14 protein-coding genes are annotated in these 12,377 nt (G+C 69.5%); 6 read left to right on the forward strand and 8 right to left on the reverse strand.

The annotated features are described in order from the left end of the window. Positions 1-188 precede the first annotated feature (188 nt). Positions 189-623 (forward strand): SRPBCC family protein, encoded by a 435-nt coding sequence (locus ABZ552_RS03965; RefSeq protein WP_195084919.1) that lies wholly within the window; start codon positions 189-191, stop codon positions 621-623. Between the two features lie 53 nt (positions 624-676). Here ABZ552_RS03965 and ABZ552_RS03970 read toward each other — a convergent pair whose 3' ends face one another. Genes ABZ552_RS03970 through ABZ552_RS03980 form a run of 3 tightly spaced genes read right to left on the reverse strand, consistent with a single transcriptional unit; the run spans position 677 to position 2,534 of the window. Beyond that, complete coding sequence (locus ABZ552_RS03970; RefSeq protein WP_281876841.1) at positions 677-1,024, reverse strand: VOC family protein; 348 nt, start codon at positions 1,022-1,024, stop codon at positions 677-679. Positions 1,025-1,037: 13 nt separating this feature from the next. Beyond that, on the reverse strand, positions 1,038-1,850 hold the full coding sequence (locus tag ABZ552_RS03975; RefSeq protein ID WP_357435471.1) for a MerR family transcriptional regulator: 813 nt from the start codon (positions 1,848-1,850) through the stop codon (positions 1,038-1,040). Between the two features lie 51 nt (positions 1,851-1,901). Next, positions 1,902-2,534 (reverse strand): hypothetical protein, encoded by a 633-nt coding sequence (locus ABZ552_RS03980; RefSeq protein ID WP_281919208.1) that lies wholly within the window; start codon positions 2,532-2,534, stop codon positions 1,902-1,904. Positions 2,535-2,728: 194 nt separating this feature from the next. Between ABZ552_RS03980 and ABZ552_RS03985 the strand changes: the two genes are divergently transcribed. The 3 genes from ABZ552_RS03985 to ABZ552_RS03995 all read left to right on the forward strand — a co-directional run bounded on the left by ABZ552_RS03985 (position 2,729) and on the right by ABZ552_RS03995 (position 4,363). Beyond that, positions 2,729-3,061 carry a YbaB/EbfC family nucleoid-associated protein gene (locus tag ABZ552_RS03985; protein WP_195084915.1) on the forward strand — a complete coding sequence of 111 codons (333 nt, stop codon included), beginning with the start codon at positions 2,729-2,731 and terminating at the stop codon, positions 3,059-3,061. Positions 3,062-3,074: 13 nt separating this feature from the next. Next, positions 3,075-3,683: a recombination mediator RecR gene (gene recR / locus ABZ552_RS03990; protein ID WP_281919207.1), complete on the forward strand. Its 609-nt coding sequence runs from the start codon at positions 3,075-3,077 to the stop codon at positions 3,681-3,683. Between the two features lie 62 nt (positions 3,684-3,745). Next, positions 3,746-4,363 carry a LysE family translocator gene (locus tag ABZ552_RS03995; RefSeq protein WP_281876844.1) on the forward strand — a complete coding sequence of 206 codons (618 nt, stop codon included), beginning with the start codon at positions 3,746-3,748 and terminating at the stop codon, positions 4,361-4,363. A 6-nt stretch (positions 4,364-4,369) separates the two neighbouring features. Here ABZ552_RS03995 and ABZ552_RS04000 read toward each other — a convergent pair whose 3' ends face one another. Further along, the gene (locus tag ABZ552_RS04000; RefSeq protein ID WP_281876846.1) at positions 4,370-5,014 is read right to left on the reverse strand and encodes a hypothetical protein; all 645 of its coding nucleotides are present in this window, start codon (positions 5,012-5,014) and stop codon (positions 4,370-4,372) included. 22 nt (positions 5,015-5,036) lie between these two features. Next, entirely contained in the window at positions 5,037-5,243 is a 207-nt protein-coding gene (locus ABZ552_RS04005) for a hypothetical protein (RefSeq protein ID WP_281876847.1), read from the reverse strand. 302 nt (positions 5,244-5,545) lie between these two features. Between ABZ552_RS04005 and ABZ552_RS04010 the strand changes: the two genes are divergently transcribed. After that, on the forward strand, positions 5,546-8,614 hold the full coding sequence (locus tag ABZ552_RS04010; protein WP_357435567.1) for a circularly permuted type 2 ATP-grasp protein: 3,069 nt from the start codon (positions 5,546-5,548) through the stop codon (positions 8,612-8,614). Then, the gene (locus tag ABZ552_RS04015) at positions 8,611-9,513 is read left to right on the forward strand and encodes a transglutaminase family protein (RefSeq protein WP_281876848.1); all 903 of its coding nucleotides are present in this window, start codon (positions 8,611-8,613) and stop codon (positions 9,511-9,513) included. The genes ABZ552_RS04010 and ABZ552_RS04015 overlap by 4 nt, the downstream gene beginning before the upstream one ends. On the opposite strand, the gene ABZ552_RS04020 is transcribed toward ABZ552_RS04015, so the two are convergent. The 3 genes from ABZ552_RS04020 to ABZ552_RS04030 all read right to left on the reverse strand — a co-directional run bounded on the left by ABZ552_RS04020 (position 9,500) and on the right by ABZ552_RS04030 (position 12,369). After that, positions 9,500-10,252, reverse strand: coding sequence for an HAD family hydrolase (locus tag ABZ552_RS04020; RefSeq protein WP_281919204.1), 753 nt, complete (start codon positions 10,250-10,252; stop codon positions 9,500-9,502). The genes ABZ552_RS04015 and ABZ552_RS04020 overlap by 14 nt on opposite strands. A 171-nt stretch (positions 10,253-10,423) precedes the next feature. Next, positions 10,424-11,134 carry a glutamine amidotransferase gene (locus ABZ552_RS04025; RefSeq protein WP_281876850.1) on the reverse strand — a complete coding sequence of 237 codons (711 nt, stop codon included), beginning with the start codon at positions 11,132-11,134 and terminating at the stop codon, positions 10,424-10,426. Further along, entirely contained in the window at positions 11,131-12,369 is a 1,239-nt protein-coding gene (locus ABZ552_RS04030) for a MurT ligase domain-containing protein (protein ID WP_159844462.1), read from the reverse strand. The genes ABZ552_RS04025 and ABZ552_RS04030 overlap by 4 nt, the downstream gene beginning before the upstream one ends. Positions 12,370-12,377: the final 8 nt, after the last annotated feature.

A 12,377-nucleotide genomic window follows, 5' to 3' on the forward strand; every position in this document is an offset into this window, starting at 1 on the left:
CGACGCTAGTACGGACCCCACGGCTCGGCTACCGCACGGCCACGGTGGCGGAGAAATGTCACGCACATGTTGCGAAGTGGAATACCGAATTGTCTGGAGTGGTTCGCCGAACCCCGGCGCTCCGCTCCGGCGCAGGCAGGGCAGGATGGAGACCGGTCGAGACACCGCATCCGGACAAGGAGCTCATTGTGGGACAGGTCAGCGCCAGTAGTTCGATCGACGTGGCGGCGGATCCGCAGCGCGCGCTGGAGGCCATCGCCGACTACGACACGGTACGTCCGCGCATTCTCTCGTCGCACTACCGCGACTACAAGGTGGTCGAAGGCGGCAAAGGCGCGGGCACCGTCGCGGAATGGACGTTGCAGGCCACCGAGAAGCGCTCGCGGAACGTGCACGCGGTCGTCTCGGTGTCCGATTCGATTGTCACCGAGCGCGACTCGAATTCGACGCTGGTGAACACCTGGACCGTCACTCCCGAGGGCGCGGGCGCGCGGGTCACGCTGCGCACCACCTGGAAGGGCGCGGGCGGCATCGCGGGCATCTTCGAGGGCATCTTCGCACCGCTGGGCCTGAAGAAGATCCAGGCCGAGGTGCTCGGGAATCTGCAGCGCGAGCTGGCCTGATCCAGCGGACGCGACGACGGTCCGTTCGGGCCGCCGTCGCGTCTACGCGGGGTCTACTCGGGCGCGATGTCGAAGAGGTTCCCCTCCGGATCGGCCAGTGTCGTCCACTTCAGGCCCCACTCGTCGAAGTCGCCGACGTGCTTCGCGCCGAGATCGATCGCGCGTGCGACCTCGTCCCGGTCCGATGCTTGCAGGTCCAGGTGGATCACGTTCTTGCCAGGGTTCTTGTCGGGCACCCGAGTGAACATCAGCACGGTCGCCGCACCCGCGGTCCGGCCGACGGTGGCGAATTCCGGGGTGGGGTCGGGATCGACGGGCGTCTCCAGCAACCGTGACCAGAATTCGGCCAGGGCGCCCGCATTCTCGCAATCGATGGTGACGTGGGCGATCGAGAGCGTCATGGATATCTCCTTTTCAAGGCTGGGCGATGGGCCAGCACACTTCGGTCCGGTAAGTGGTGGGATCGTCGGACACGTCCGGTCCGACCAGGTACATCTCGCGGATCGGCTCCGATAGCGCGACGTCGTGTTCGGCGACATGACTGCCCAGCGCGCCGTAGGTTCGGTCGAAATCCTCGAACGGGCCCTCGTGCACGGCGACGGCGAAACGGCGTGGAGGTAGCTCGATCGCCGAAAGCCCCGCGGGCAGTGCGACATCGGCGTCGGTGAGCGGGACGAACGCGACGACCGCGCCCTCGTCCTGTTCGAAGAAATCGGTGCCGTAGGTGGCGCCGCCGACGCCCGCGGGCGTGATGTCCGCGGCGGCCAGCGCCTCGTACAACGCCTGGAACGTCGAAGCGCACCACTCGCCGATGCGTTCGCGCGCCACCGTCGCGCCGATCGCCGCCGCCGGGAACGCCGCGACAGTGCGGTACTCCACGGTGATCGGAGCCGAGGGCGTCAGCAGCGCGCGTAACGAGGCCACAACCGCGCGGGTACGGGCCAACTCGGCCTCCATGCGCTCCAGATGCGCACGCAGCGTGGCGTCGCGGGCGTTCTCGTCCGGCGCGGCGAGCACCGCGCGGATCTCCGGGACCGGCATGTCCAGCTCGCGCAACCGGCGGATCAACTGCGCCTGCGAGACCTGCGCCGTCGCGTACCGCCGATAGCCCGAACTCGCGTCTATGCCGACCGGAGCGAGCAGGCCGATCTCGTGGTAGTAGCGCAACGTCTTCACGCTGAGATTGCTCAGCCTGGAGAATTCCCCGATGGGGACGGTTGCCGTCATGGCATCAGCCAACACCCTCCAGTGACGGGAGGGTCAAACGACACTCGTCGGTCAGGCGAGTGCGAAGGTCAACAGCAGGGTGGTCTGGAAGGCGCCGCGCCACCAGGAGTAGCCGAACCACACGCCGGGAGTGACCTCTCGGATCTCGTCGTAGACCGGCGGCGTCGGCGAAGGCGCGTAATCGAGCGCCCAGGCCGGCTGCCCGTCGGTCAGGGCAGGCGCCGCGTAGACGTCGGCGCGCCAGCCCTCGACGCCCGCGCCGGTGAGGCGGTTCATCAGGTAGCCGCCGTCCGGGCCGGTGTAGAAGGTCTTGCCGATCCACAGCGGAGGCGCGACGGCCTGCATGACCGGCGGGCGAGTGACCCAGCCCGACGTCACACCGGTCGGAACGGCGCCGAGCGGCGCGGCGCGGAAGATGGCGTCCTGTTGTTCCGCCGAACACCGGAAGCGCAGCGAATCGAGCGTCGCGGCCTTGTCGCCGGGGTAGAGGACGCAGCCGCCGCCGTAGTCGGCTACCGCCGGGGTGGGTTCGACCTCGATGCCCTCTTGGACATCGATCACCTGGGACGCATCGATGATCTCCGTGTCCGCCGACGCCGCGGGACCCGCCGCGCCGAGAAAGATGCTGGGAACACCAATCGTGAGCACCAGACTGCTCAGAAAACGTGCACGAACTGCGATCATCTTTGTCTCCAGATTTGCACACCGGTCGCCGACCCGGTGTCGATGGTAAGGGGAGCTCGGTCGGTCTCCACCGGAACTACCCAACCTGTTATCCACCATGCGCCGCGGTGATCGCCGACCGTCGGGCCGCGCCAGCGACATGGTGCGGCAGGACTAGGCTGGCCGGTGACACCTTCTCCAGAGAGGACCCTCCCGTGCAGCCAGGTGGCCAGTTCGACATGCAACAGTTGCTCGCCCAGGCGCAGCAGATGCAGCAGGCGGTGATGGAAGCCCAGGCCGAGATCGCGGCGACCGAGGTGGAGGGCGCGGCGGGCGGTGGCCTGGTCAAGGTCACCATCAAGGCCAGCGGTGAGGTGCTGTCGCTGACCATCGATCCCAAGGCCGTGGATCCCGACGACGTCGAGACCTTGCAGGACCTGGTCATCGGCGCGGTCAACGACGCGATGGCCAACGCGCAGCGCGTCGCCGCCGAACGGCTCGGACCGCTGTCCGGCGGCCTCGGCGGCGGTTCGCTGCCCGGTTTCTGAGCCGAGGCAGCGGGTGTACGAGGGTCCGGTCCAGGATCTGATCGACGAGTTGGGCAAGCTGCCCGGCGTCGGTCCGAAGAGCGCGCAGCGCATCGCCTTCCACTTGTTGCAGGTGGAGCCGCCGGAGATCGATCGGTTGCAGGCCGCGCTGCAGAAGGTGCGCGACGGTGTGCAGTTCTGCGTCACGTGCGGGACGGTCTCCGACGGCGAGATGTGCCGCATCTGCGCCGATCCGCGCCGGGACCGGACCATGATCTGCGTGGTCGAGGAACCCAAGGACGTGCAGGCGATCGAGCGCACCCGGGAGTTCCGCGGTCGCTACCACGTGCTCGGCGGCGCGCTGGACCCGCTCAGCGGGATCGGTCCCGATCAGCTGCGGATCCGGGAACTGCTGGCGCGCATCGGGAATCAGGAGGACGGCGTCGACGTCAGCGAGGTGATCATCGCGACCGACCCGAACACCGAGGGCGAGGCCACCGCCACCTACCTGGTCCGGATGCTGCGCGACTTCCCCGGCCTGAGCGTGACCAGGCTGGCCTCGGGCCTGCCGATGGGTGGCGACCTGGAGTTCGCCGACGAGCTGACCCTCGGCCGCGCGCTGTCGGGGCGGCGCGCGCTGTAAGCGGCGAAATCGTTTTCCACGAGCACGATCGCGCCCGCCGCGCGTGGGTTACCGTGTCGGGGATGAGCATCGAATTCGTGCTGACGACGCTCGTCATCGTCGCCACCCCCGGCACCGGGGTGCTGTTCACGCTGGCGGCCGGACTGTCCCGGGGAGCGCGAGCCGCGGTGATCGCGGCCTTCGGCTGTACGCTCGGCACCGTCCCGCACCTGATCGCGGCGATCACTGGTCTGGCCGCGCTGCTGAATGCCAGCGCGGTCGCGTTCCAGACGCTGAAGTACCTGGGCGTCGCCTATCTGGTGTACATGGCCTGGACCACGTTCCGGGACAAAGGCGCGCTCGCCGTGCCGGAGCACATCGGGCACAGCGCGCCCTCGGCGCGGAAAGTGATCACCTCGGCGGTGCTGCTCAACCTCCTCAACCCCAAGCTGACCATCTTCTTCTTCGCGTTCCTGCCGCAGTTCGTCCCCAGCGCGGCGCCGAATGCGCTGACGCGCATGCTCGCATTGAGCGGCATCTTCATGCTCGCCACCTTGGTGGTGTTCGCGGTGTACGGCGCGTGCGCCGCCGCTGTGCGCGACCAGGTCGTGTCCCGGCCCGCCGTGGTGACCTGGACGCGCCGGGTCTTCGGCGCCTCGTTCCTGGCGCTGGCCGGCCGGTTGGCCGCCCAGAACCAGTGACCGGGTTCAGAGGTCGACGCGGGTCCAGGGGAGGCCGGGAAAGCGGCTGCGGTCGTCGTTGGCCCAGCCCCAGATGAGAGCGGCCACCGTGGCGGGGTCGGAGACGGTGGTGCCGAAATGCTTGTCGGATGAGCCGTCCCGGTATTCGACGGTGTACGCGCCGGTGTTCCCGCGATAGGTCTGGATGTAGAACTCCTCGCCGCGTTCGACGACGAGATACGGGTTCGGCGCACTCAGCTCCGGAACCCACTGATGGACGAGCGTTTCGGTCAGGTAGGGGAACTCGCCCGCGCCGCCGTGGGTGACGATGGCCTCGACGCGCCCGGCGGGATCGATCAGCCAGGCCAGCTGCGGGTCGTAAATGGCGTAGTTCAGTGGTGTGGCCAGTTCGAACAGCAAGTGGCGGACGAAGCCGATCGCGTCGTAGGGACACGGCACGTGCAGCACCGCGCCGGTGGCGGCCCCGCCGACCGGGGCGGTACTGAGAAAGCTGTCCTCCTCGGGCAGTTCCGCGTTGCGTCTGTTCAGTTCGGCCGCGATCTGCGCGACCGCCCCGGCCTCGGGGACGCCCTGCTGGGTGCTCAGGTAGGCGTCGACCTCCGGGATCGACGACGCGACACCGGACGGCAGCAACACGTGGTCATAGCTCACCCGGGCCAGGGTACGGAACCGTTCAGGCGCGGCGGCGAACCGTGTCTTCGTCGGTGCACCGGCAGCCGCCCGCGAGGTCTCGGCAATCGAGGACGAAGGCGTGCCGGGCGTGGCTGAGTTCCAGGCAGTGCTCGTCGGTGCATTCGGCGATCCGGCTCGCGTGCACGATCAGGGTTCCGTGGCAGTGGTCGAACGCGGACTCGCACGATGAGCAATCGGTTGTACGCATATGACCTCCTGGCGAGATCGTTGTCGTGGTTCGGTGATACCACCGGCCCGGCCGTCGCGGTGGGACCTGGCCCGCGTGTCGCCTGTTCGATGTGAAGGCAACTGCGTGGCAACTGAGCATGACGACTGCGGGGCATCCTGTTGGTTCGTCCGATATCGACGCTGCGACATGCGAAAATGGCCACGAATCCGAACGGTGCGTTGTGTTCGACACGGTAGAACGGTTCGGGTCGTGACCGTTCAGAGAACGTTCGGCGACCATTGGTCGAGGATGGCGGCGGAAGTGAGGTCGGCGCGGTGACGTTGCGTGAGGAGCGGCGGGAGACCGTCACCGGCGTCGTTGTGCGCGAACAGTTCACGCGCTACCGCGCGGAGGGCGCCGAAACGGCCGCCTACGACGAATGTGGCGCGCCCGTGGCGGGCTACTACGACGAACTGGCCGACGTGGACGGCACGGTGCGCCGGACCTGGTCGGAGCTGTCGGCCGACTTCGGCCGACTCGGCGGGGACGGGCTGCGCAGGCTGGACAGCCGGGTGCGCAGGCTGATCGATGACGACGGGATCGCCTACCACGAGGTCGGCGCCTCGGCCGACGCCACGGCGCCCTGGCGCCTCGATCCGATTCCTTTGCTGGTCGCCGCGGACGACTGGACCCGGCTGGAGGCCGGGTTGGAACAGCGCTCCCGGGTATTCGACGAGGTGCTCACCGATGTCTACGGGCCGCGCAGGACGATCGTCTCGGGGCTGCTGGCGCCCGAAGTCGTCTTCGGTAACCGTGGCTACGTCCGGGCAGCGCACGGCATCACCGTGCCGGGGCGGCATCAGCTCTTCCTGCACGCCTGCGATCTGAGCCGTTGGGCCGACGGGCGGTTCCGGGTGCTCGCGGACTGGACGCAAGCGCCTTCCGGCGCGGGATACGCGCTGGCCGATCGCAGGGTCGTGGCGACCGCGATCCCGGAGTCGTTCGAGCATGCCAATCCACGTCCGCTGACGCCCTTCGCCAGGGCGATGCGCCTGATGCTGATCGAATCGGCGCCGACCGACGACGACGAGCCGGTCGTCGTGGTGCTCAGCCCAGGCGTGCATTCCGAGACCGCGTTCGATCAGGCCTATCTCGCCTCCACGCTCGGCTTTCCGTTGGTGGAGAGCGCGGATCTGGTGGTGCGCGACGGCGCGCTGTGGATGCGGTCGCTCGGCACGCTGAAACGGGTCGACGTGGTGCTGCGCCGGGTGGACGCCGAGTTGTCCGATCCACTCGACCTGCGGCCGGATTCGCGCCTGGGTGTGGCCGGCCTGGTCGAGGTGCTCCGGCGCGGCGCGGTGACGGTGGTGAACACGTTGGGCAGCGGTCTGCTGGAGAATCCCGCGCTGGCCGGTTTCCTGCCCGCTCTCGCACGCGCGCTGCTGGGCGAGGATCTGCTGCTGGAGAACGCGCCGTCGTACTGGGGCGGTCGCGAGCGGGAGCGCAAGCATCTGATCGCGCACTTGGACAAGCTGATCCTGCGCTCCGCGATCGACGGCACCACGCTGGTCGGCCCCGAGCTGAGCCGGGAGCAGCGCGCGGAGACGAAGGCGAGGATCGAGGCGCATGGGTGGCAGTGGGTGGGCCGGGAACCGGCCCAATTCTCCGTGGCGCCCGCGATCCGCGATCACGAGAACCTCGGCGCGGCTCCGGTCGGCATGCGCTTGTTCTCCCTCGCCCACCGGGGCGGCTATACCGTGCTGTCCGGCGGCCTCGGTCAACTGCGTCAGCGCACTGCCGACCGCGCCGCGCGCACAGTGGCCGCCAAAGACGTCTGGGTGCGGGCCGCGCCGACGACCGCCGCCGCGATCAGCACCGAGCCGTCCCGCGAACGGCGCACCGCGCCGATCGTGGAGCCGATCAGCTCCCCCCGTGTGCTCAACGACCTGTTCTGGATGGGTCGCTACGGGGAGCGCGCGGAGGACACGGCCCGTCTCCTGATCGCCACCCACGAGCGTTACCAGGAGTTCCGCTATCGCCCTTGGCTGGAAGGCGCCGAGGCGCTGCCGATCCTGCTGGCCGCTCTCGGCCGGACCACCGCCACCGCCGCTCCGACCGAGGGGCTGTCGGGTGTCGAAGCGCGCGCCCTCGCACCACAACAGAGTGCGGCCGATCGCGGCCTGCTCGCGCCGCCGGACGGCGTCGAGGTCGACGGGGGCGTCACGCAGTCCAGCGACGAGCGAGCGCACTCCCCGGCCGGAACGATCGCGGAATCCGATGACGGGCCGAGTGCGGCGCGGCCGGGGCCGGGCGAGTCTGTGCCCGAGACTCCAGCGCCGGACCTGCGGCGGCAATCCGGCAGGGGTACCGCCACACACGTGCCTTCCGCCGAGTCGTCCGGGCCGCGCTTCCCGAAATCTTCATGGCGAGGGCACGATTCGCGGCAGTCGGAGCACTCCACCGCAGGGTCCCGGAACGAAGCCGTGGCCCACGCCGGTGCGGAACAACCGATCACGGCCGGTGTGGAGGCCGTCGCGGAACCACCGGACGGCGCCGACACGGCAGCGGCACCGATCACCACCTCCGAGGCGTACCGGGTGCCCGGCGGTTCCCGTTCGGGCCACGACTATCTCGTCGCGCTGACGATCGACCGCGAGTTGCCCGGTTCGCTGGCCTTCGCGATCGACCGCTACGGCAACGCCGCGCGCGCCGTGCGTGACCAGTTGTCGGTGGACACCTGGATGATCCTGGGCGCGGTCGACCGTGCGCTGGCGAGCTATCCGGAGGCGGCGGACAACCAGGAGGCGGAGCTCTCGGAGGTGCACGCGCGCAGTCTGGCCGGGCTGCTCGCGCTGTCCGGCATCGACGGGGAGTCGCTGATCCGGGACACCGGGTGGCACGTCAGGGACATCGGCAAGCGGATCGAGCGCGGTCTCGCTCTGACCGCGTTGCTGTCGGCCGCGCTGACCCAGCGGTATCCGGAGCAGACCGAGCGGGAGGTCACCGGATGGGTGCTGCGCGCCACCGAGTCCTCGGTGAGTTACCGGCGGCGGCATCAGGAATCGGTCCGGATAGCGGACGTCGCCGAACTCCTCCTGTTCGACACCGCCAATCCGCGCTCGCTGGCCTATCAGCTGGACCGGTTGCACACCGCTTTCCACGCGCTGCCCGGCGCGTCCGGATCCTCGCGTCCGCAGCGGTTGCTCGCCGACGCGCGCCGCATGCTGCGTCGCCTGGATCCCGACGACTTGGCGGTCACCGACGCGGACGACCGGCGCACCGAACTGGCGGAGTTGCTGGAGGGTGTGCACGCGCGCCTGCGCAAGATGTCCGAATCCTTCGAGAACACCACGCTGTCGGTGCCGGTCGGCATCCAACCGCTGTGGGGTAGCGCGCAGGTCGTCGGATGACCGGCCCCGCGGTGCGGCGCTATCGGGTAGCGCACCGCACCACGTACTCGTACTCGAGCGAGGTCACCAATTCCTACGGGCGCGCCTATTTGACGCCGCGCGACTTACCCGGCCAGCGACTGCTCGCCCACGACATCCGGATCGACCCAGCGCCGTCGGATCGATCGGTCGGCGCGGACGTGTACGGCAACATCACCTCCTATTTCCACGTCACCACCGAGCACCGCGCGCTGACCGTCGTCGGCGAATCGCTGGTCGAGGTCGACGCTCCGAATCGCGGCCGCTGCGCAGCGGCCGCCGAGCCGTGGGAGAAAGCGCGCCCGACCAGCGCGAACGGACCGTTGGCCGGGGAGTTCGCCCTCGACCTGCATCCACCGGAGATCACGCCGGCGATCGTCGCCTACACGGCCGAATCCCTCCTGCCGGGCCGACCGCTGCTGGATGCGGTGGGTGAGCTGAACACGCGCGTCCACAACGATTTCGCCTACCGGTCCGGAGCCACGACGGTGTCCACCCGGGTGGCCGACGTGTTCGCGGCTCGCGCGGGCGTCTGTCAGGATTTCGCCCGCCTGGCCGTCGCCTGCCTGCGGTCGCACGGCCTGGCGGCCAGGTACGTGTCCGGTTACCTGGCCACCGATCCGCCGCCGGGCAAGGAGCGGATGGTCGGCGCCGACGCCACCCATGCCTGGGCGGCCGTGTGGGTGCCCGGCGCGGACGGACACGACCGCACCGGCCGGTGGATCGACCTCGACCCCACCAACGACCAGCTCGGCGACGAGCGATACATCACCGCCGCCTGGGGCCGGGACTACGCCGACGTCCCCCCGCTGCGCGGCATCATCTACACCGACGCCAAGGACAGCACGATCACCGTCTCGGTCGACGTCACCGAGGTATAACCGATTCGACGAAGCCCGATACCGCAGCGCTCCGCTTTCGGGCCGGCGGTCGCGAACCCGCGCCGACGGCGTTCGTGACGAGGTGCAGTTGGCAGTGCCGGGGATCGGTCAGCGAAGGAACGAGCAGGGTCGGCATTCCGACCGCTACGGCCGCCCCGTCGCGTGCGGGCCGGTCTCCGACCATGAGGGTTTGCTCAGCGCGGGTGCCGAGTTCCGCGAGCGCCAGTCGGAATATGGCGGGGTCGGGTTTCTGGATGCCGTGCTCGTTGGACAGGACGAAGGCGTCGATCAGAGGCAACAGCCGCGCTTCGGCGAAACAGGGGCGGATGTCGAAGTGAATGTTGCTGAGAACGCCGATCTGGTAACCGCTTTCGCGCAGGGCGGTGAGAGTGGCCGCCGCATCGGCGGCGAAATGGTTGTAGGCCGGATCGGAATCCACTGCGAAAAGTTCGTCGGCGAGGTCGGTGTCGAGTCCGGCATCCGCGAACACCGCGTAGAACGTTTCCCTGTGCCGGGCGGCGCTGGTGTTGCCCTGCGGTGATTGCAGCCGGTTCGGTTCGCCGGCGGCTGTCCGGATCTTCCACAGGAGCGCGCGGGCGGAATCGTCGTCATGTCTGCGGCCTGTCCGCCGCAGCGCTTCCCGAGCCCACTGCTGCGGGGAGAGTTCCGAGACGAGTGTGCCGCGCCAATCGAAGACGACCGCTCGGATGTCATGGGGGTGCGAACCGTTGGATGGCATGCAGGTGGAGGCTCTCCGGGAGTGCGGGGGCTGGAAGCAGATCAAAGACCTGCCGGAGCAGTCGTTTTCGCGCGTGCGGACGAAGGAGGGCGCCGCGACGTAGATCGTCGCCGTCGCGCGCGCCCACCGCGTGCGCACAGCCGGGCTCGGAGGAGATGCGCTCGGCCGGGATCAGGCGCGCAGCCGCTCCCGTCGGAGTTGGTCGACCTCGGGAAGGTCGAGAGGGGCCAGCTCGGTGACGCCGAGGGCGCGCATCAGCAGCAAGTCGGCGAGTTCGGGGTTGCGGGCCAGCGCCGGGCCGTGCATGTAGGTGCCGATCACCGAACCCTGGACGACGCCTTCCAATCCGTCGCCGACGCCGTTGCCGACGCCACGGGTGACGCGGGCAAGGCCGTGTGCCTCGCCACCGAGTTTCGTTCCGCCCCGGTGATTTTCGAAGCCGGTGAGCGCCGCGGTGAGCCCGTCGAGCAGGGGTGTGGTGGTCACCTCGCCGATGGCGCGTTTCTGCTGCGGCGACGTGGTGACGTCGAGCAGGCCGACGCCGTCGACCCGCTCGCCCGCCGAGGTCTCGTACCACTGGCCGAGCACCTGGATGGCCGCGCAGATCGCCAGCACCGGGGCGCCTCTGCCCGCGGCGCGTTGCAAGCCGGGGTAGCGCTGCAGGTGCCGGGTGGCCAGACGCTGGGCGGAGTCCTCGGCGCCGCCGAGGGTGTAGACGTCCAGGGAGTCCGGCACCGGCTCGGACAGGGTGATCTCGACGATCTCGGCGTCGTAACCGCGCATGCGCAGCCGCTGGCGCAGCACGAGGGCGTTGCCGCCGTCGCCGTAGGTGCCCATCACGTCCGGCAGCACCAGGCCGATGCGGAAGGTCGACTCGCTCATGATGCCCGTTCCTCCAGGTCACGGTTGAGATCACGGAACGCGGTGTAGTTCGCCAGCACTTCCACGTGGCCCGCGGGGCACGACGCGATGGCGCGCACCGGATCGGGCACCAATGTGTGTTCCACGCCCGCGTAGGTCAGCCGCACGGCCAGGTCGGTGGCGCGCTCACCCGCGGCCACCACCTGCACGCCTTCGAAGTGCTCGAACCGCACGTCCCACAGCCAGGACAGGTCCTCGCCGTCGGGCACTTGGCCGTTCACGGCGATCACCAGCCCCGCGGAGGTCGGCTCGATCATCGACAGCGCCTCCTGCCATCCGGCCGGATTCTTCGCCAGCAGCAGCCGCGCGTCGTGCTCCCCGACCTGCACGGTGCGGTAGCGACCCGCGATCTCGCGGACCGTCCCCGCGGCCGCGACGGCCTGCTGCGCGTCGGCGCCGAGCGCGACGGCGGCGGCCACCGCTTGTGCGGCATTGCCGCGATTGGCCCGGCCCGGCAGCGCGAGCCGCAGCGGGAAACGCTTGCCCTCCGGGCCGACCAGATCGTCGCCGTCGAGCCACCAGTCCGGTTCCGGACGCTGGAAGTCCGCACCGGTGCTGCGCCAGTGCGCGCCCTCCCAGACGATCGGCTCACCGCTGCGCGGGCAGCTGGTCGCGTCCATCGCCCAGCCGCTGCCCGCGGCCACCCACACCACGTTGGGGTGGTCGTAGGCGATCGAGGTGACCAGTACGTCGTCGCAGTTGGCGACCACGACGGTGGCCGGGTGCTTCGCCAGGCCCGCGCGCAGCTTGCGCTCGATCATGTTGATCTCGCCGACCCGGTCGAGCTGGTCGCGGCTGAGGTTCAGCAGCACCACCGCCGAGGGGTTCAGCGAATCGGTGACGTGCGGCAGGTGCAATTCGTCGACCTCGATCGCGGCCAGCGGCGCGCGCCGGTGCGCGTTGAGCGCGGCGACGATGCCCGCGTCCATGTTCGCGCCGTCGGCCTGGGTCGCGACCGTGCCCAGTGTGCTGAGCGCCGCGGTGGTCATCCGCGTGGTGGTGGACTTGCCGTTCGTACCGGTCACCAGCACGGTGCGCCGCTGCCGTCCCAGCTGATCCATGACGGTCGGATCGATCTTCAACGCGATCAGGCCGCCGATCATCGAGCCCTTGCCGCGGCCCGCCTTCTGCGAGGCCCAGGACGCCGCGGCCGCCGCCGCCAGCGCGAGCCGTCCGCGCACCGATATGTCTGCCACGTCGCGAG

The sequence above is a fragment of the Nocardia sp. NPDC019219 genome (genome assembly GCF_040632645.1).
GTDB lineage: Bacteria > Actinomycetota > Actinomycetes > Mycobacteriales > Mycobacteriaceae > Nocardia > Nocardia sputorum.